The sequence below is a fragment of the Calothrix sp. CCY 0018 genome, from assembly GCF_963920925.1.
Taxonomy (GTDB): Bacteria; Cyanobacteriota; Cyanobacteriia; order Cyanobacteriales; family Nostocaceae; genus Rivularia.
On record NZ_CAWUDI010000009.1, the window covers coordinates 39,136 to 59,400 of the forward strand.

Sequence of the window (20,265 nt, forward strand, 5' to 3'; positions counted from 1 at the left end):
AAAATTATGAATGAAATTGAAGAACTGAGAATTTTAATGGTTGCTTTAAGAGGTATTGGTAAAACTAGTCTCTTAGCAGCAATGCACGAAGAATTTCATAAAACATTTGAGCGTGCTAACCTCCAAACATGGGTGGATGATACTAATAGCTTACGAGCTATTGAAGAATGCAAATCTATCCTTAAAAATATCGATCCACGTTTGAAAAAACAAGTTACTCCAACACAACCAAAAGATAATCCTTGGAATGACCAAGGCTTTTATTTTGAGATTGGAAGTGGTGCTAAAAAATTCATGGGATTGCGGTTTACCGATCCTTCTGGCGAGTATTTCAACCCCGATGCAGCACCAGAACAGAAAGATTATATCAAACAGCAATTAAACCAATGTGATGCTATTGTAATTCCAATTGATGCTACTGCATTAATGCAAAAAAAGACAGGTAGAGTCAGTCATGGTGAAATTGGAGAATGGCACGAGGAAAAAAATTATTCTCAGCGGATTACTCAATTAGTTAAAGATGCATTTTCTCAGATATATTCGCCTCGATTAGTAATTTTTGCACCGATTAAATGCGAAGCTTATACTAAAACTAGTACAGATGCAGAGAATCTACTCTATCATCTAAAAATAGCTTATAGTGGGTTATTAGACTTCTTTAAATCGGACGCTTTAATTAATAAAGTCGCCGTAGTTGTTACTCCGGTACAAACTATTGGCAACATAACTTTTTCTCACTATAAAACTGACGCAAATAATTTCACCAAATTTTATTATCATAAAACTCCAATTAATGCTCCCTATCAACCAAAAGATGGAGAACAGCCTCTGCGGTACATTTTGCTTTTTCTGATTAATGTATTTTTAGAAAACAAAAAGCAGGTTTTGCAAAAAGAACAAAAACATTTAGAAAATCTGGAAACAACTTTATCTACCGAAAAGAATAGATTAGAGTTTGCCAAACAAGAATTTGCAACGAAACAAATGCTCTTAAATGAGCGAAAAAAAATGTGGTGGTTATTTAGAGAAGTAGCTAACTTCTTTGATGATAGAGAAACACCATTAAATCAAACTAAACAAGAAGTCAATAAAAAGCAAAGTACTGTATCAGAGGTGCAAACAAATTTACAAGCAACATTGTTGACAGTTCAAGCAACTCAAGAACAGATAAATGCTTTTAATAATGCTTTATTTAGATTTGCTATCGGCTGTAAGAATAACGATGGCTTTGCTATTATTCAAGGTCATAAATGGTTAGAAATTCCTCAGAATATTTTTTAATTTATCGCTAATGTTTATAACTAAGGATAATTGAATTATGAATAATGTTAAAATTTATGTCAAAACTTCTGCACTGGGTAAAAGAGGTATCCACTGGCGTAAAATTGAGACTCAAGAGCATCAACCAATAGAAAAACCTGGTTTAATTCAACGTCAATTAATCAAAGATGATAATAATCAAATTACAATTGTTAATGACTTAATTGATGAAGTTAAACCATCTTTGCTTTTCTTTAGAGATAAGGAAGATAATAAATTATTATTGGAAGTGACAGGAATTGAATCACCTCAACGTTCTGAAAAATTAGGAAGAAGAGTTTTAAATTCTATTGTCTGGATTGCAGATGATTTGGAAGAGAATGAAGCGCTTCTCAGAAAAATTGCTTACAGTGCAATTCAAAGCTTTTTGAATAAAGACTTAACTTTCTCTAAAATGATCGAAGAATCGATTGATTTTTTTGAACTAGAAGAATTTCAAGTTGATTTAGATGTAATTAATCGATTTATCCAGTCGATCGAACAAGATAATTACCAACAAATTGATACAATTGAATCTAAGCAGAGCTATCAAATAGGACGCAAATCTGATGAGGTTTTAGAAGAATTAGCTGAAGAAATAGTCAATAAACCTCTACCAGAAAATTGGATTGCTTGGGATGGAAGTACAAAAACTGATGGTGTCTTAGTTGTAGTTACAGAAAATTTAGAAAGACGAACAATTCTTCACAATGTAGGCGTTTGGAGAGGTTTTGCATCAAACGTGCAAGAACCAATCAAAGAAATTGTTCAATCACCAGAAAAAAAAAAGGAACCAATATCGTCCAAACCTCAGACAGTTTCGGAAAACTCTTCTCCGAAGAACCAAACAATTCGCTTGATCGTAATTTTTTTAATAGTAGCGATAACAGTCGCACTGATACTAATCAGTTTCAAAATGATGTTCCAAACTCAACAAACACCACAACCCCAACTCCAAGAACAACAGATTTTGCAACCTTGAATGGTAGAGAAGAATTAGTAGAGGAATTAAATAGTTCAGAAAATAAGAAACAAGAGATAGAACTGATGACTCTAATCTCTCAAATAAATAATCAACAAAAAGATAATTTATTAACAATTTTAAAATTTTTGATTGCGTGTGAATCGTTTAAAGATAATCAAAGAAAGGATACTTATAAAATAATTGAAAAACAATATTATGCATCCTTGGTTGCATTCGTAAATCAACGTAACTTTAAAATTGAGCTAAATATACCTGATTTTTTAGATATGAATAAAATTTTTAATAATATTATGTCTACAGCGACACAGATAGATTTACTTCGATATTTTAGGGACTTGACTGCTTATGAACAAAAAAACCTGTTGAATATTGTCAAGTTTGTTTATAATTACCAAAAAAATCAGGTAAACAAAGAACCCATGAGAGATATTGCACATAGATACTGGAATAATTATATAGATTTAACTCAAAAGCTGAAATCCCTACTTATCGATGAGAATATTCAATAATATTGATCTAAGCTTTGGATAATGGTTTCAGCTTATCCTAGACATCAAGCTTACAATGTATAATTTATTGCAGACATCGAACTCACACTCGATAAATAGCAATCTGTGGACTTGAACTACTACGATAGAACACAACTTAGTATTACTCGTTGCCACTTATAATAAAGATGATATATCTAAAATCTTAGAAAATGAAAGTTATAAAACTGGCGGCAGTTATCGATGTTATGGCTCGTTAGATTCGATACCAGCGAGTTTCCCCATTAGCTTGGTCAATTAAATTTACTCCCACAGATTGTAATTGATTACGAATTTCATCGGATAAAGCGAAGTTACGATTTTGACGTGCATCTTGTCGCTGCTCAATTAAAGTTACAATTTCTGCATCACCTAAGAGATGATGTTCGTTTTTATTTTCTGCTGTAGATAAAATTTCTAATCCCAAAACCTGCGCTAATCTTACCAAAGTCTGCCATATTTGTAGTATATGATCTGAGGAACTTGCAGTTTCACCTTGATGAATGATTAAATTACCTTCTCGACATAATTCTTTAGCAAGTTCAAATAACACAGCTAACCCCCCAGGTGTATTAAAATCGTCATCCATTGCTGTTTGAAAGCTGCTTATGTAAGAATTTTTTAATTCAGATTGTGGAGTTAGATTTGTTTCATTCCATGCCAATTTTTCGCCATATTGGTGTCGGAAAAACAAACCAGTTTTGAGAGTTTCCCAAGCATTTTCAGCGGAAGTAATCGCATCTTCTGTAAAGTCTAAAGGCTTACGATAATGCCCTTGCAGTACAAATAACCGGATCGCCATCGGATCAATGGGTCGCTCAAGTAATTCTCTAATCGTCGTAAAATTACCTAGAGATTTCGACATCTTTTCACCATTCACCGTTACCATGCCGTTGTGCATCCAGTAATTAGCGAGTGGTTTTCCTGTAATTACCTGTGACTGAGCAATTTCATTTTCATGATGGGGAAATACCAAATCACCACCACCACCATGAATATCAATGGTTTCTCCAAGTCTAGCGCGAATCATTGCTGAACATTCAATATGCCATCCCGGTCTTCCCATTCCCCAAGGTGAATCCCAAGCAGGTTCTTCCGATTTTGCTGCTTTCCATAAGGCAAAATCAGACGGTTTGTGTTTCTTCTTCCTAGATAAGTCTTCTAAATTGACTCTACCACTTGCTCCAGCTTGCATATCTTCTAAATGCCTACCGGAAAGTTGACCGTATTTAGGGAAGTTTTCTGTTTTATAATAAACATCTCCATCTACCGCATAAGCGTAGTTTTTTCGTTCTAATTCCGCAATCAACTGATGAATTGCTGCGATATTTTCGGTTACACGGGGATACTCAAATGCATCGATCACATTTAAGCGACGAATATCTTCAAAATAGGCTTGAATGTATTTTTGAGAAACCTCTTGCATTGATGTATTTTGAGCTTTAGCACGATTCAGAATTTTGTCATCAATGTCGGTAAAATTCTGTACGTAGCGCACTTGATAGCCGCTAAATTCTAAATAGCGTCGCACCGTATCCCAAACAATATAAGACCTTGCATGACCCAAGTGACAATAATCATACACCGTGACACCACAGCAGTACATTTTTACCTTTCCTGGTTCTAAAGGTTGAAAAGTTTGTTTACGGCGAGTCAAGGTATTATATATTGTTAGAGCCATCTGATTTAGGATTTTAGGTTGAAATTTAGGAGCCAAAAGAAATTACAGTAGAAACAGGTATAGATGTCTCTACTGCTGGATGCACGGAAAACTCGTTAGTATCTACAATTCCTTGAATAGCGTTAAATATTGGCTGCCATTTAACACTGCGGATATGCTTATGAGAGTTGTTTATTTGCTCATCAGTAGCGCAATCGCAATGATTCACTACTATTTTATTGGCAAAGAATATTTGATTTGTGACTAAGTAGCGTTGTGCATCTTTAGGTGGATACTTTGCTGCATTAATCACTGTAATCACTTCTTTCAAGAAAATATTTCCTGGGGAAAAGTGTTGACGAATGGTTCTGATTACTGGAATTGGATCGGTTTCGTGGCTAGCTTCGATAAACAATTGCTGACATTCAATTTTTTCATTTTCTCTATCAACAAGTAAATCTTTAATTAACTGTTTTAAATCTTTGAGTCCACTACAGCAAATACAACCACTACCAAGGTTTTGAGAACCACTTTGTATATGCTCTACAGCAACTTGTGTTTGACTGCTTAGATGTTGAATGAAACTTGTTTTTCCACTACCCGTAAACCCTAAAACGAGAATTACAGGTAATGGTTTAAGTTGATTTGCCATTACCTTAACAAAAAATTAAAAATTAGTAAAAATTAGCTTTGTGTCGAATCAAACTCATAAATTCCTCGCGAGTTTTGGAATCTTCAGAAAATACTCCTCGCATTGCACTGGTAACAGTCCAAGAGCCAGGTTTTTGTACTCCGCGCATTACCATACACATATGGCTTGCTTCGATAACTACTGCTACACCTTGGGGTTTGAGTAAACCTTGGAGCGCATCAGCAATTTGTAAAGTCAATCTTTCCTGTACTTGTAAGCGTCTTGCGTACATTTCACAAATACGGGCAATTTTTGATAATCCTATGACTTTACCATTAGGAATATAAGCCACATGAGCGCGACCAAGAATTGGTAAAATATGGTGTTCGCAGGAACTAAAAATATCAATATCTCTCACTAATACCATTTCATTGGCATCTTCTGTAAATACTGCATCATTTAACAGTTCGTCCAAAGATTCATGATATCCCTTAGTTAAAAACTGTAAGGCTTTCACAACTCTTTTAGGAGTATCTTTGAGTCCTTCTCTATCTGGGTCTTCTCCTAATCCAAGTAGTAAAGTTCTTACAGCTTGCATCATCTCGACTTCTGTAATCTTAGGTTGATTTTGTGTTGACAATGAAACTACTTCGGTAGAATTTAATTCAGAACGGAAGGATAAAGTCATTAATTTGAGTTTTTTTTGCTAATAAACATTAGTTGATGATTAGTTAACACCCTAAAAAATATGCAACAAATAACTTTAGGGTGCATTAATCAAATTACAGTAAACAATCGTTAAGCTGAGAATATATTTCCTCACGCTGCAAATCACGACCGATAAAAACTAGCTGATTTTGGCGTTTTTCGGTAGTCCATACATCAGCATCGAGTTGATACCGAGGACCGCTAAGTTGAAAAATGTTACGTAATTCGCTATCGTTAAACCAGAGGATACCTTTGGCTCGAAACACATTCTGTGGCATTTTTTCATTAAGAAATATTTCAAATTTGTGGACATCAAAAGCGCGATCGCTCTGAAAAGAGATGGAAACAAATCCGTCGTTTTCTAGGTGGTTGGAGTGATGGTGGTGATGTTCGTGGTCATGATGGTCATGTTCATGATGGTGATGATGATGCTCGTGACTATCTTCCTCAATTAAAGCAGAATATTCCTTTTTAGAGGTTAAATCCACATCTAAAATTAATGGTAGAGCAACTTTACCATAAGAGGTACGAAGAATTTTTGCACCAACTTTATTATCTTGAATAAAACTTTCTAACTCTAATAATTTTTCTTCACCAACTAAATCGGTTTTATTTAGGAGGATAATATCACCATAAATTATCTGTTTTAAAGCAGCTTCACTTTGGAAATGTTCGAAATCAAAAGCTTCTGAATCAATTAGAGTTAGTATCGAGTCAACATGGGTAAAAGCTTTAAGTTCTGTAGCTAAAAAAGTTAAAAGAATCGGTAACGGGTCGGCTACACCTGTAGTTTCTATGACCATATAGTCAATGCGCTCATCTCTTTCTAAAACTCGATAAACAGCATCAACTAAACCATCATTAACTGTACAGCAAATACAGCCATTACTCAATTCCATCATGTCGTCATCTGTGGATACAAGTAACTGACTATCAATATTAATATCACCAAATTCATTTACTAATACGGCAACTTTTAAATCTTCTTTATTTTGCAGGATTTGATTGAGCAATGTCGTTTTTCCACTGCCTAAAAATCCTGTAATGATAGTTACGGGCATTCCTCGCTTAGGAATATTAGGAATGATATCGGATTTGGGTGCAGCTAATTGAGTCATGATTTCTCCTTGTATTTATTACTAGGTTTTGATTTTTGTCAGATTTTTTATTGATACTGGTCTATTGGTGCGGGAATTCGTGCTAATATTCCTTTTTGCAAAACTTCTGGTCGTTGATTTCGTGGAACTATGCCATTAGGACTAGCATGATATTGTTCGCACAATTTTAATATATCTACCGCACTTTCTAATGGTGGTAAATCACCAAACATAATAGTAGTTTTGTTTGGAGCATTTAGTGCAACAGCACAAGGTCTTTTACAAGCGCTTAAACATTCTACTTCTGCAATTAAAAAGTCAGATTTTAATGACCATTTTTGATGCAATTCGAGTAATTTAGTAAATAAAACTTTACCACCTCTTTCACCCATATAATCGCGTTGTGTAGTTGAGAAGTAACAAGATTTGCAAACAAATAATGTGTGAGCAGCCATAATTAGATAAACTTCAAGATAAATTTTAATAAATAAAGATTATTTACCCGGCTCGAACATACTAATATCTGTATACTCGATTTCAGTAATAGATTTGTGAATTTTGTATTGTTGTACGGGATTAGTCATCACATTAATTACCGTTTCTATTGGTGGACATCCAGGTTCTGTACATTGTAACTGACTTAAAGAAATAGAAATTTCATCATCAATTTGCAAAGCTTGATAAATCCATTGCTTGACTTGCTCAATTTCTTGAGAACTGGCTTTTTGAGATTGTTTTCCGAAAGAAAAGCTCATATATTTGATGACTTAGTTAATGGCTAAAATTAATAACTAAATAGTTGAGTTCAAAGCAATAGCTGACTGTAAACAATTGATTGTTTCACCGATTGATAACGTTCCTAAATCTCCCGCTTGTCGGGTACGCACGCTTAAATTTTTATTTTCCATTTCTCGTTTCCCAACTACAGCTATTACAGGAATCTTTTCTAATTGTGCATTCCGAATTTGTTTACCTAATCTTTCTCCACTACTATCAACTTCTACTCTTAACCCTTCTTTATGTAATTCTTCAGCTACGGATTGAGCGTATTCTCGTACTTCATCACTAACTGGTAATAATCTACATTGAATCGGTGCTAACCACAAAGGAAAATCACCAGCATAGTTCTCAATCAAAATTCCAAAAAAACGTTCTATCGAACCAAAAATTGCTCGATGAATCATAATTGGTCGCTGTTTGCTATCGTCAGCACTAACATATTGCATATCGAATCTTTCCGGTAAATTAAAGTCTACCTGAATCGTAGAACATTGCCACAAACGACCAATTGCATCTTGAATTTTAATATCTATTTTTGGCCCATAAAAAGCACCACCACCTTCATCAATAATATAATTCCAACCTTTAGTATCTAGAGCTGCTTTTAAAGCCGCAGTTGCTAGCTCCCACACCTCATCTGTTCCGACAGATTTACTAGGACGAGTGGAAAGATTTACTTCATAATTATTAAAGCCGAAATCAGATAAAATTCGTTCGGTAAGATGCAATACTCCTAAAATTTCATCAGTAATTTGATTGGGTAAACAAAAGATATGAGCATCATCTTGAGTAAACCCACGTACCCGCATCAAACCATGCAGCGCACCTGAACGTTCGTAACGATAAACTGTTCCTAATTCTGCCCATCTTAGAGGTAATTCTCGATAGGAATGTAGTTGATTTTTGTAAGTCAGAACGTGGAAAGGACAATTCATTGGCTTAATTTGATAAGCTTGTTTTTCCACTTCCATTGAATCAAACATATTCTCACCGTAAAAGTCGTAATGACCCGATGTTTTCCATAAATCTAAATTAGCAATATGAGGTGTATATAATAGCTGATAACCAGACTGCAAGTGAGATTTACGCCAATAATCTTCAATTAAGTAGCGAATTATTGCACCTTTAGGATGCCAAAATACCAAGCCTCCACCAGCATCTTCTTGAATACTAAATAAATCTAATTGTTGACCTAATTTTCTATGGTCGCGTCTTAATGCTTCTTCTCTTTGTTTTAAATAAATCTGTAATTCTTCCGGAGTTTCCCACGCTGTACCGTAAATACGCTGTAACATCGGCTTGGTCTCATCACCTTGCCAATATGCACCCGCAACATTTAATAATACAAAGGCTTTTTGATTAATTTCTCTAGTAAAATTTACATGGAGTCCTGCACATAAATCCCACCAATAACTATCAGCTTGATTAGTTTTTATATTATTTGTATTATCTACATTAAATAATGATGATTCTGTTTTATTAGCATCAGGAATACCAATAAAATAACGGGTAATTATCTCTTGTTCGGGAATGCGTTCTAAGATTTCTAATTTATATGGTTCGTTTAATTCTGCAATCTCTTTTTTAATTGCTTCTCTTTCTACCTCCTCACGGATAATAGGTAAATTTGCCTTAATTATTCTTCGCATTTCGGCTTCAATTTTACCCAAATCATCGGTCGTAATACTTACAGGACAATCAAAGTCGTAGTAAAAACCTGTATCAGTAACTGGTCCGATCGCAACTTTTGTCCCCGGAAACAGCTTTTGTACAGCCATAGCCATAATATGAGCGCAAGTATGACGAATCCGCTCAAGCTGTTGAGTATCTTTTTTTAAGCCTTCCTGAGATTGAGATAATGAACTGACCATACATAATTAGAATGAGAATCGTTATCATGATAGCGTAAAAAGTTAGTTTGATGTGAAGACTTTTTGTAACAAAAATATTTATACTGCTCGTGCTATTTTTAGGGACAGTAGGTCACGGTAGGCAGGCAGCTATAATTAAATAGTAAAATTCGTGCCTGTCAAGATTTGTGACCAAAGCCAAGGAAAGCGACATTTGCCAAACCCGGTGTTTTAATGAGGAGTTAGTAACTCAGGTTGGTGAAGCACTGCCGGAAGATGATATTCTCGAAAATGCTCAAATTCTTTTTGGTGCTTTAGCAGATAAATCACGTCTAAAGATTCTCCATGCTCTAAGTAATGGTCAAGAGCTTTGCGTCTGTGATGTGGCTTCCCTGCTGTCCGTTAAGGTTGCTTCCGCTTCTCATCACCTGCGGAAACTGCGCGACCTCAAAATTTTAAAGTATAGAAACGATGGCAAGTTAGCTTACTACTCTCTTAAAGACCAGCGTATAGCCGAAATTCTTTGGCATACCTTAAAGCAACTTGCTGAGTAAGTCATTCTAAGCAACATTAGAATGAACTTTTTTTGTGATATCATTCAAATGTTCGTTTGAATATTAGAATATTTGAATAATAGGAAAACCATGAGTGACAACTGCTGTCAAAACAAAGGTAGTGAGCTAACGAAGCTGAAAAAACAGCAAGCTAAGATACTTTGGGTAGTTTTATTTATCAACCTTGTGATGTTCGTTGTTGAGTTTGGAGCAGGGATTCGTGCGGATTCGGTATCTTTGACTGGAGACTCCCTCGATATGCTGGGTGATACGTTGGTTTACGCAAGCAGTTTGTATGTCATTAATAAGGGTAGTAAAGCTCAGGCTGGGTCGGCATTTCTGAAGGGAATCATCATGTTTTTGTTTGCGATCGCAGTCTTTGCCAGAGCAACCTATCAATTCTTTTCGGGTGTAACTCCAGAGGCAAATGTTATGAGTGCGATTGGATTTATAGCGTTATGCGCCAATTTAGTCTGTTTGCTGTTATTAGCTAGACATCGAAAGGATAATCTAAATATGTCTTCTGTATGGATATGTTCGAGAAATGACATTATTGCCAATATATCTGTTCTTGTAGCAGCAGGATTAGTTTTTCTAACGGGTTCGATACTGCCGGATTTAGCAGTAGGTTTGTTGTTAACGTTTGTTTTTGCAAAGTCGGCAGGGAAAGTACTTTCACAGTCTTGGAGAGCTTTGGCTTAGATACTGTTTTCGTGGACAAGAATTGAGATTGATAGTTAAGCAAGAAACAAAACTTGAAGCAATTCCCCGTTTTTCACAAGTAATAAGTAGTAAGTAAGAAGTAATACCTCTCCGTATTCAGGTAGAGGATTCAAATAATGATACAAGCACGGTTTTTACTCGTCTTTAAAAGACGAGGCTTTATACCAAAATACGGGCATATATTATCACTTTTTACTTTTTACTTCGCGACTTTTGCCCGAAGGGCTTCGGTAAAATATGTGATTAAGTGTCGAACAAATTACTCAAGCACAAGAAAACGGAAGTTGAAGTTGTGAGAAAAGTTATTGAAAAACAAAGTGGGGGAGAATCTTGATGTTGAATGATATGAGAGGGACTTATGTAAAAAACTAGTACCTGTTCTAGGCGATCGCGATCATGTTGCTTTCGGCAAATCCTAATTCAAGGAGTTCGTTTAGAATACCAAGCACGAATAAGAAGGGTTTGATAAAATAATGTGGGTGAGTCAAAGCCGCCTTTGATGATAATCGATTCAACTTTTTGCGGTGACAACAAAGCAACATTTTTTCCATAGGAAGCGCGCATATTTTCAACTTCCGCAACAGGTACTTGAGAAAATTTAAGCATTCGCAGCCAAACTTCCAACAGGCTTTGATACTCTGAAGTGTCCATATCGCAAGTCAAATCAGAACTCACCAAGTAGGCATGAGGATGAAGCCGTGCAGCGATTTGCCTGAAAAGATTGCTTCGCTCATCTTGCTGCATCATAAAATGAGAAACCAGAAGACACGTTGCCGCATCGAAAGAATTTGAAGCAGGAAGCGAATCGAGATAACCTTGGTGAAAAGTGCAACGGAACGAAATACCGCATTCTTCAGCTTTCTGGCGACAAATATCGAGCATTGGTGCCGCAGGCTCTACCGCTGTAAACCGCCATTGTGGAAAATTCTCAGCAAGATAAATCATTTCTGCTCCTGTTCCTGCTCCGACACAAAGAATGTTTGCATCGGTAGGAAGCTCTGAAAATATTTGGCGGATTAACAGATGAAGTGCATCGCGGAATGGAGCCAAACGTGCAAATCTTTCATCATAAGACGAAGCACGCTCTTTGTCGAAAACAACAGCAGGTTCTTGATTTGTCATGATAGTAGTAGTTTTAAGCAGTTATTCTGGTAAAAATGAAAATCATTATCATAATATGGTACTGCATTACAATAACGAAATAATGTAATTGCATAGTCGGTTCGTGTCTTGGAATTCCCAAGACACTCATACTAACTAAAGCAACATCAAAGCAACTTCCTTCGCAAAATAAGTCAAAATCAAATCGGCACCAGCCCGCTTCATACTAGTCAATGTTTCTAAAATTACCTTCTTCTCATCAATCCAACCTTGCTGTGCAGCGGCTTTAATCATGGCATATTCCCCACTAACGTTATATGCTGCTACGGGCAAATTTGTTGTTGATTTTACCTGACAAATAATATCCATGTATGCCAAAGCAGGTTTCACCATGACTATATCCGCACCTTCGGCAATATCTAATGCTACTTCTTTTAAAGCTTCTCTGGCATTAGCTGCATCCATTTGATAAGTCTTTTTATCCCCAAATTTTGGTGCTGAATCCAAAGCATCGCGGAAAGGTCCATAATAACTAGAGGCATATTTAGCAGAGTATGCCAAAATTGCTACATGAAAGTATCCTGCGGCATCTAAAGCTTGACGAATTGCACCAATTCTACCGTCCATCATGTCGGAAGGTGCGACTATATCCGTACCCGCTTCGGCTTGGGAAACTGCCATTTTCACCAATACTTCTACTGTGGGGTCATTTAAAATTACTCCGTTGTCATCAACAATACCATCGTGACCGTGAATACTGAAGGGGTCGAGGGCAACATCGGTAATCACAAGTATTTCTGGTACAGCTTGTTTAATCGCTTTCACGGTTTTTTGTACCAAACCATCCGGATTGTAACTTTCCGTACCAGTTTCATCCTTTTTGGCTTCTGAAATCAGAGGAAAAAGCGCGATCGCATTAATTCCTAATTGACTAACTTGCTTGATTTCTTTGAGCAATAAATCCAACGTATAACGATAACATCCCGGCATGGAAGAGATTTCCATTTTTTGGTTTTCCCCTTCCATGACGAACATCGGGTATATTAAGTCGTCTACAGTTAGTTGAGTTTCCTGCACCATATTACGTAATGCTGGAGTCCGAAGTAGACGACGGGGACGTTGAATTAAGCTGCTGTTGGAGGTGGGATTTTCTGATGACATAATGAGAACGATTATTGCATATAACAATGATAATGATTATCGAATACAAGCTATTCATGTTACATTAATTTTTGTGTAATTATTTTAAATACTTGTTATATAGGATTTCACAAGTTTTTTAATTCAAGTATTTTCTACTTTTAGAATTATTCGGCTAAAATTTATTATCATTATCATTGTCAACTTAACATCTTGATTAAAACTATGCCAAGCAAAAAAATTCACGTCCGGGAATATAAAGTCAAAGCACACGACCGTATTATCCATACCAGGATTTATAACTTCATTTGTCAATACTGCCGAGAGATATCGGAACGAGAGACTTATGCAACTGGCTGTCCTAAATATGGGGAGAAATGCAATGGAGTTGAAAGTAAGTGCTTGCGATGTCAAAAGCAATAAACATCTATATTTTTTGTAAACCTTTCCTAGTCCCCAACTCTCCTCAAAAAATAATATTTATATAATGATTCTCATTCTCAACTAAATGCTAATATACATAGGTCTGAGGGTAAATGAGTATTTGCACTTAGGTAAAATCCGTTTTAAGAACATCTACCCTGTGAGTCTTAGCACAATGACAACAAATCAATTTTTCGACGAAGAACTATATCTTGCCAATAATCCAGAAGTTGCTGCTTCGGTAAAAGAAGGAAAGCACGCTTCTGGATACGATGAATTTACTCAAGTCGGGCAATTTGTTGAGCGTAGCGGTGTTATATTTAACGGCACCAATGGCAATGATACAGTTCAAGCTTCCGGACAAAAATCCTCAGTCATAGGTGTTAATGTTGAGACAGCCGAAATTGGGAATCGATTAATTAATACCGAAACCTCATCCTTGGGAATTGGTGAGATCGATACTTTGCTAGGTTCACCGGGACGTAATGTATTTTACCTTGGGGATAATGCCGCAGAAAATCCTTCAGATTTCTATTTAGGTAATGGGGATGAAGATTATGCAGTTATTCGTTATTTTGCTCCTACTAGTGAAGATGCGGTATATCTAGCGGGTAAGCCTGAAGATTATACATTAGAGACGGTAGATAATAGCGTTCATATTTCTAAAAACGACGACCTGATCGGTATTGTTGAGGATGTAACAAAACTGATTCCCGATGGTTTATTTACAGATAACGGGTTACTATTATTTGCCCCAGAGAATTCTTACTACGCAAGAAACACTCAACCCTATTTCAATCAACCAGCATATCTCGCAGCGAATCCCGATGTGGAAGCATTGATTGATTCAGGAGAATATCAATCAGCTTGGGACCACTTTATCAAAGCTGGGATTCATGAAGAAAGACAAACATTTTTTAATGGAGTAGTCGGAAACGACCGCTTTTTCTATCCCCAAGGAAATGCCACAATAGTCAGTTTTCCCATTACTGAATACGATCCAATGACAGGAGCAATCAAAACAGCAACAACTGGAACAGGTGACAGAGACCATTATCACGGTTCCTTTGGTAGCGATCGCTTTTTGTTAGGAAATCAAGGAGAAGATTTCTATGTTGGTAAAGAGGATGAAGATTATGTATTGATTGGTGATTTCGATCCTAAAGAAGACCAATTAATTGTCGCTGGGAATCTTGATGACTATCAGTTAGGAATATACGATGACGTATATGAAGGAGTTGTCTATAAGGAATTCCAGATTGCTAACAAAGATGGCGATCTCATGGCTCGGCTCGAAGATGGTGAGAATTTGCAACTGGTGCAAATTGCCAGCGATATTCCTGGTACAAATGCTTTAGTTTCGACCGAATATGAAGGATTAGCTACAACGCTTCCCAGCGAACCAATATTTGGTACATTTGGCAATGATTTAATCACCATCGATAAAGGTAATCAATTAGTTTTTGCTGGAGCAGGAGACGATTTGATTGATGCAATCTCAAGTTCTGGAAATAATCGTCTTTACGGTGATAATGGCAATGATACATTTATTCTTGGTCAAGGAGATATGGTGTTTGGGGAAGATGGAAACGACAGATTTTTTGCCCAATCGGGTGGTGGAAATATATTAACAGGTGGTAGCGGAGCGGATCAATTTTGGATTGTTACAGGTGAAATACCTCAAGAAACAAACACAATTACCGACTTTAGCATTGGTGAAGATGTCATGGGAATTGCCGGGAGTGGTGGTGATTTTAGTAAGTTGACATTTACACAGCAAAATCAGGATTTGTTAATTAGCTTTGACGGTAATAACTTAGCAGTATTAGAGGGTATTCAAGCAAGTAGTTTAAATGCTGACAATTTTGTATTTGTCTAAATTCATTTGGGATATCCGGTATTCGTAAATTAGTAATCCACCACATAACTTAATAACTTATGTGGTGGACTATTAGACATCTCCGAAAAAGAAAAATACCCCTCTCCAAACCTCTCCCCCTGTGGGGGAGAGGCTTTAAAACCCCCCTTCCCTTTAAGGGAAGGGGGGTAGGGGGGTTAGGTTTGCAAACTATATAAATGTTTTCCGGAGATGTCTATTGGGTAAATACTGTTGAACTCCAGAGTTTTAATTTCTAGAAAGTAAAGGTAGTTCTAAAAGTACCAATAACTACATCATTGTTATTCTCATTATGGTCTGGTGCAGTTAACCAAATCACACCAGGAGTAATGGCAATATTGTCATTAATCTTATACTGATAAAATGCTTCAATATGATATGAAGTATCTTGGTCTTCCTCTAAACCATCAATACTAGAACTAGTAAGTCTGGGTTCCATACCAAAGATAACCCCAGCCAAGTTACCTTTTTTACCAAAGTCAGGTAAACCCAAAGTTACAGCCCAGTTCCAAATATCTGTGCTTCCCCGGTCTGGAAAAGCTGCTGATGTGGCTAAATTACGAGCATTAGTATAACCAGCCCAACCACCTAATACTAAGTTTTTACTGATTCCTAATGATGCTTGAACACCATAGGAATCGGCACTGAAGGGAGTATCTGCAAGAGTGGATACATTGTCTAATGGTGAAACTGTATTAAAGTTAGAAGCACTACTACCAGTACCATTGAACTGGTTATAAGAATTGATATAAGTTAAACCAATCTTAAAGCGATCGCTTGGTGCAAATGTTAGTTGTGCTAATGCACCGTAGGAGCCGTTAAATAAACCATTATCGGTACTAGGATCATTTGCCGAACCTGCTAAATAAGCCAAACTCAAAGACAAATTTTTACCAAATTCTTGAGTAACTCCCAAACCCGCACCATCCATTGCTCCATAGATCGGGTTACGAGTTCCAAAGCTAGATAAAGCTCCCTCTGTACCATCACCATCAAATAAATTGACTGTATCGACAACATCATCTGCTGCACCTGCGTTTGCGATCGCGATGACGTTAGTGCTTTCAGTTAGGGGGAAGCCGTAGAACAGCGCATCTAATTCAATGTTGTTATCTCCACTCTCACCAGCAAAAGCTAAACTTCCTTCGGGTGTACCAATATCGGGACCAACTATATTATTGCTTTGCAATCTGGTGTAGAGAATATCTTTTCCTGTGAAGCTAGTTGCAAAGTTGATTCTTGTTCTTGCACCTAATGCGGTATTCTCATCGTTTGTATCCCCTTCAAATACATCTGTAATCCCCACCACTACTTCACCTTCGAGTTTAGAAGTTGTAGAGAATTGATTTGCTTCTATTTCAGCAGTTCTTGCTTCGACTGCATCTACTCTTCCTCTGAGAGTTGCTAATTCCGCAGAAAATTCTTCTTGTAGCCTTTGTAGGGTTGCAAGGTCTTCTTTAGTTACTATATCGGCAGTTGCGGTTGCAATCAACTCATTGACTCTATCCAAGCAAGCATTCAAACCCGCAGCAAATTCATATCTAGTTAATGCTCGATTTCCGCGAAAAGTACCATTGGGATACCCCGCAATACAACCGTAACGTTCGACTAATGACTGTAGTGCTTGAAATGCCCAATCTGTTGGCTGTACGTCAGAAAATTGCGAAACAGAAGTAACTTGTCCTAACGTTTCTTCTTGGGCTTGAGTTTGTGCAATAGCGCTGTCATTAATTAATAATGATGTTGCAAATACGACGGGACTAGTTAGTACAAATTTCCACAAGCTTCTCTTCATGATTACTTTTTCCTCACACTTAGATTAAAAAAAATACAGATATCGGAAAACGAAATACACTCCAAATTTAAAAAATAAACAACCAGGTTTCTAGAATATGGCTTGGCAAGATTTATTGATAAGAAATTTTACTCAAAATTGAGATTTTAAGTTTTATGCATTCTTAAGAAACCCGGCTTTTATCTGAGATAATAAATCACAAAAAAGTAATCAATTTCACAATAAAAAGTTAATCAAATTTATGATTAATTACTTTTAGCTAAGAGTCAAATATTAATTTTGGAAAGCCGTATATTTACCTCCCAAACCATCAACAATAGCTTTAGTATTAGCAATCAACATTTTTTGATAAGTATCGGCATCCGTTCCCGGTTCCCCCAACCCATCAGCATATAGTTTTTCTGGAGAAACCTTGACGTTCGCTTCTCTCGCAACTTGTTCGATTAGTTTAGGACTGTGGGTACTTTCAGCAAAAATTGTCGGTACGTTCTCTTGTTTAATTTCTTTTGATAGTTCGGCAATTCTCGCTGCTGTTGGTTGTGCTTCTGTACTCAAACCTTCTACAGCACCTTCGTAATTAATGTTATAAGCCTGAGTATAGTAACCCAAAGCGTCGTGAGTGGTAACTAATTTACGCTGTTCAGCAGGAATTGTGGCAATATTTTGTTTAATCCAGCTATCAACTTGTTTAATTTCCCCGGTCATTTTTTCAGCATTAGTTGCATATAACTGAGCATTCTCTGGAGAAACTTGTTCTAAATTACTCCGAATCGCTTCCACCATCTGAATCCCATTTTGAGGATTATGCCACACATGGGGGTCTGGTACTTTTTCGTCGGAATGTTTTTCTTCTTCTTCGGAGTGTTCTCCCTCATGCTCGTGGTCGTGTTCTTCCCCAATCAATGGTTTAGGTACTGCAACTTCATGTACAGCTACTTTTGGGGCTGTATTGCCACTGGCTTTAACTAACTTAATAATACTGGGTTCAAAATCGTAACCACCGTACAAAACCAAATTAGCCTGCTCGATCGCCTTCCTGTCTTCTGGTTTTGGCTGATACGTATGGGGGTCTGCTCCTGCATCAACCAAACACTTCAAGTCAACGGTTTGGGCCGCAACTTGCTTAGTTAAGTCGCATAGTACGCTTGTAGTCGCTACAACCAAAGGACGCTCTCCCGTCGTGCTGCTAGTGTTTGTAGCAGTATTTTCTGTCGTCTGGGTGTTGGAAACGGATGGGGTTTCACCGCAACTAATTAAACCGATAGCTAATGTTAATCCTGTAATTGCGCTTAGTGGTAATTTTCTAAACATCACTTATAACGATAATAGCGTAGAATGATAATCGTTATCATACAGCAGCTATTGTACTAAGGGAAATAAATTTTTAACATTAACAATAATCATTATCATACAGGAGAAATTGGTGCTAGAAGTAGAGCATTTGGATGTAGATTACCGGGGAGTAGTGGCTGTTGAAGATGTGAGCTTTCGGATTACCCCTGGACAGATGATTGGTATAATTGGTCCAAATGGCGCAGGGAAAAGTACTTTAGTCAAAGCGATACTAGGTTTAATTCCCGTCGCAAATGGAATTATTAGATTTCGTAACGGTCTAATTAAAAAGCAGTTGAATGCGATCGCTTACGTACCTCAAAGAACCCAAGTAGATTGGGATTACCCAATTACCGTGCTTTCGGTGGTGATGATGGCACGTACAGCACGCACTGGTTGGTTTCGTCAACCAAATCGTAAGTCTAAAGAAATAGTTAAATTTGCCTTAGAGAGAGTGGGGATGTGGGAATTTCGTTCTCGTCAAATTGGTGAACTATCCGGGGGACAACAGCAGCGAGTATTTTTAGCTAGAGCATTGGCACAGCAAGCGGATTTATTCTTTTTTGATGAGCCGTTTGTTGGCATCGATCGCACTACTGAAGATATTATGTTTGATGTTTTTCACGAATTAAAACGGGAGGGCAAAATCTTGATTTTAATTACCCATGATTTGGGTGAAACTTTAACCAAGTGTGACTCCTTACTATTGTTAAACAAACATATTATTGCAGATGGTTCGATCAAAGAGGTTGCGACAACTGAAAATTTGCAGCGTGCCTATGGCAATAATCTTTTATTTTTAAATAGAGAACATAAATCAGCTTAGTCAATTAACAATTATCAATTATGCTTAATCTGCTTTTAGAACCGTTGACTTTTGGGTTTATGCGAGATGCGCTACTGATTGCGACTTGCTTGGGTGTTCTTTGTTCTGTTGTCGGTTCTTATTTGATAGTACAGCGTCAAGGTATACTTGGTGATGTAATTGCTCATGCTGTATTACCGGGAATTGCGATCGCGCTTTTTTTAGGTGTTGATATTTTCTTGGGTGCGTTTATTTCAGGGACTTTCAGCACTTTTGTCATTGCCTGGATTGAGTCACAGTCTCGCGTTAAAATTGATGCTGCGATGGCTTTAGTCTTTTCTGGTTTTTTAGCATTGGGTATTATGCTAATTAGCACTTTTAAAAGTAAAGTTGATTTACATCACTTCTTATTTGGCGATATTTTAGGTGTGACTACAGCGGACGTTTGGCGAACTTTAATCATTACAGTCATTACCTTACTTTTAGTTAAACTTTGTTATAAAGAATTGCTATTTTACACCTTTGACCCTTTAGGTGCAAAAGCCAGTGGATTACCAGTAAATCTAATTAATTTTGGTTTAACAGCGGCAATTACTTTAACAATTATTGCTAGTATGCAGGCTGTAGGAGTTGTATTAGTGATTTCTTTATTAATTGGTCCTGGAGTTACAGCTTATTTATTAGTCAAAGAACTGCATCAAATGATGTTTGTCGGTTCGATAATCGGGGTTATTGGTAGCGTTGGCGGTTTATATATTAGTTATTATCAAAATGTACCTTCGGGAGCATCGATTGTATTATTTATTTGCGGATTATTTTTATTCACATTTTTATTTAGTCCAACTCAGGGTATATTAACTCGTCCGAGAAGAAAGAATCGTTCCAAAATTTTGTCGCAAGTAAGTTCGATGAAACGGAGGTGAATTTTCACTCAACAGGACACTTTTCTAAAATCTAA

Annotated in this window: 20 protein-coding genes; 9 read left to right on the forward strand and 11 right to left on the reverse strand. The window is 36.9% G+C overall.

Annotated features, from left to right (window positions below; all coding sequences use genetic code 11):
• Positions 1 to 6 precede the first annotated feature (6 nt).
• Genes ACM03V_RS08665 through ACM03V_RS08675 form a run of 3 tightly spaced genes read left to right on the forward strand, consistent with a single transcriptional unit; the run spans position 7 to position 2,793 of the window.
• Positions 7 to 1,281, forward strand: a complete 1,275-nt coding sequence (locus ACM03V_RS08665; protein WP_414620361.1) for a TRAFAC clade GTPase domain-containing protein — start codon at positions 7 to 9, stop codon at positions 1,279 to 1,281.
• Between the two features lie 37 nt (positions 1,282 to 1,318).
• Positions 1,319 to 2,281: a hypothetical protein gene (locus ACM03V_RS08670; RefSeq protein WP_414620362.1), complete on the forward strand. Its 963-nt coding sequence runs from the start codon at positions 1,319 to 1,321 to the stop codon at positions 2,279 to 2,281.
• Positions 2,278 to 2,793, forward strand: coding sequence for a hypothetical protein (locus ACM03V_RS08675; RefSeq protein WP_414620363.1), 516 nt, complete (start codon positions 2,278 to 2,280; stop codon positions 2,791 to 2,793). Before ACM03V_RS08670 ends, ACM03V_RS08675 begins: the two co-directional genes overlap by 4 nt.
• A gap of 235 nt (positions 2,794 to 3,028) precedes the next feature.
• On the opposite strand, the gene cysS is transcribed toward ACM03V_RS08675, so the two are convergent.
• The 7 genes from cysS to thrS form a co-directional block, all read right to left on the reverse strand.
• On the reverse strand, positions 3,029 to 4,492 hold the full coding sequence (gene cysS / locus ACM03V_RS08680) for a cysteine--tRNA ligase (RefSeq protein ID WP_414620364.1): 1,464 nt from the start codon (positions 4,490 to 4,492) through the stop codon (positions 3,029 to 3,031).
• A gap of 25 nt (positions 4,493 to 4,517) precedes the next feature.
• A complete protein-coding gene (locus tag ACM03V_RS08685; RefSeq protein WP_414620365.1) occupies positions 4,518 to 5,123 on the reverse strand; it encodes a GTP-binding protein in 606 nt (201 codons plus the stop codon).
• A 22-nt stretch (positions 5,124 to 5,145) separates the two neighbouring features.
• A complete protein-coding gene (gene folE, locus ACM03V_RS08690; RefSeq protein WP_414620366.1) occupies positions 5,146 to 5,790 on the reverse strand; it encodes a GTP cyclohydrolase I FolE in 645 nt (214 codons plus the stop codon).
• A 94-nt stretch (positions 5,791 to 5,884) separates the two neighbouring features.
• A complete protein-coding gene (locus tag ACM03V_RS08695; protein WP_414620367.1) occupies positions 5,885 to 6,928 on the reverse strand; it encodes a CobW family GTP-binding protein in 1,044 nt (347 codons plus the stop codon).
• 47 nt (positions 6,929 to 6,975) lie between these two features.
• On the reverse strand, positions 6,976 to 7,362 hold the full coding sequence (locus tag ACM03V_RS08700) for a DUF1636 family protein (RefSeq protein WP_414620368.1): 387 nt from the start codon (positions 7,360 to 7,362) through the stop codon (positions 6,976 to 6,978).
• Between the two features lie 39 nt (positions 7,363 to 7,401).
• A complete protein-coding gene (locus tag ACM03V_RS08705) occupies positions 7,402 to 7,662 on the reverse strand; it encodes a hypothetical protein (RefSeq protein ID WP_414620369.1) in 261 nt (86 codons plus the stop codon).
• A 36-nt stretch (positions 7,663 to 7,698) separates the two neighbouring features.
• On the reverse strand, positions 7,699 to 9,558 hold the full coding sequence (thrS, locus tag ACM03V_RS08710; RefSeq protein ID WP_414620370.1) for a threonine--tRNA ligase: 1,860 nt from the start codon (positions 9,556 to 9,558) through the stop codon (positions 7,699 to 7,701).
• A 167-nt stretch (positions 9,559 to 9,725) separates the two neighbouring features.
• Between thrS and ACM03V_RS08715 the strand changes: the two genes are divergently transcribed.
• Entirely contained in the window at positions 9,726 to 10,091 is a 366-nt protein-coding gene (locus tag ACM03V_RS08715; protein ID WP_414620371.1) for an ArsR/SmtB family transcription factor, read from the forward strand.
• 90 nt (positions 10,092 to 10,181) lie between these two features.
• Complete coding sequence (locus tag ACM03V_RS08720) at positions 10,182 to 10,793, forward strand: cation transporter (RefSeq protein WP_414620372.1); 612 nt, start codon at positions 10,182 to 10,184, stop codon at positions 10,791 to 10,793.
• A 441-nt stretch (positions 10,794 to 11,234) separates the two neighbouring features.
• Here ACM03V_RS08720 and ACM03V_RS08725 read toward each other — a convergent pair whose 3' ends face one another.
• Together ACM03V_RS08725 and hemB are read right to left on the reverse strand one after the other, a co-directional pair.
• Positions 11,235 to 11,936, reverse strand: a complete 702-nt coding sequence (locus ACM03V_RS08725; RefSeq protein WP_414620373.1) for a class I SAM-dependent methyltransferase — start codon at positions 11,934 to 11,936, stop codon at positions 11,235 to 11,237.
• 135 nt (positions 11,937 to 12,071) lie between these two features.
• Positions 12,072 to 13,076 carry a porphobilinogen synthase gene (gene hemB / locus ACM03V_RS08730; RefSeq protein ID WP_414620374.1) on the reverse strand — a complete coding sequence of 335 codons (1,005 nt, stop codon included), beginning with the start codon at positions 13,074 to 13,076 and terminating at the stop codon, positions 12,072 to 12,074.
• A 204-nt stretch (positions 13,077 to 13,280) separates the two neighbouring features.
• On the opposite strand from hemB, the gene ACM03V_RS08735 reads away from it, so the two are divergent.
• The gene (locus ACM03V_RS08735; RefSeq protein ID WP_414620375.1) at positions 13,281 to 13,478 is read left to right on the forward strand and encodes a hypothetical protein; all 198 of its coding nucleotides are present in this window, start codon (positions 13,281 to 13,283) and stop codon (positions 13,476 to 13,478) included.
• A gap of 175 nt (positions 13,479 to 13,653) precedes the next feature.
• Positions 13,654 to 15,357: a calcium-binding protein gene (locus ACM03V_RS08740; protein ID WP_414620376.1), complete on the forward strand. Its 1,704-nt coding sequence runs from the start codon at positions 13,654 to 13,656 to the stop codon at positions 15,355 to 15,357.
• A gap of 253 nt (positions 15,358 to 15,610) precedes the next feature.
• Here the strand turns inward: ACM03V_RS08740 and ACM03V_RS08745 are convergent, their stop codons facing one another.
• Together ACM03V_RS08745 and ACM03V_RS08750 are read right to left on the reverse strand one after the other, a co-directional pair.
• Positions 15,611 to 17,170, reverse strand: coding sequence for an iron uptake porin (locus tag ACM03V_RS08745; protein WP_414620377.1), 1,560 nt, complete (start codon positions 17,168 to 17,170; stop codon positions 15,611 to 15,613).
• A 273-nt stretch (positions 17,171 to 17,443) separates the two neighbouring features.
• On the reverse strand, positions 17,444 to 18,481 hold the full coding sequence (locus ACM03V_RS08750; protein ID WP_414620378.1) for a metal ABC transporter solute-binding protein, Zn/Mn family: 1,038 nt from the start codon (positions 18,479 to 18,481) through the stop codon (positions 17,444 to 17,446).
• Between the two features lie 112 nt (positions 18,482 to 18,593).
• Here ACM03V_RS08750 and ACM03V_RS08755 point away from each other — a divergent pair, with 112 nt between their 5' ends.
• Both ACM03V_RS08755 and ACM03V_RS08760 read left to right on the forward strand, forming a co-directional pair.
• Complete coding sequence (locus ACM03V_RS08755) at positions 18,594 to 19,328, forward strand: metal ABC transporter ATP-binding protein (RefSeq protein WP_414620379.1); 735 nt, start codon at positions 18,594 to 18,596, stop codon at positions 19,326 to 19,328.
• 20 nt (positions 19,329 to 19,348) lie between these two features.
• Positions 19,349 to 20,230 carry a metal ABC transporter permease gene (locus tag ACM03V_RS08760; protein ID WP_414620380.1) on the forward strand — a complete coding sequence of 294 codons (882 nt, stop codon included), beginning with the start codon at positions 19,349 to 19,351 and terminating at the stop codon, positions 20,228 to 20,230.
• Positions 20,231 to 20,265: the final 35 nt, after the last annotated feature.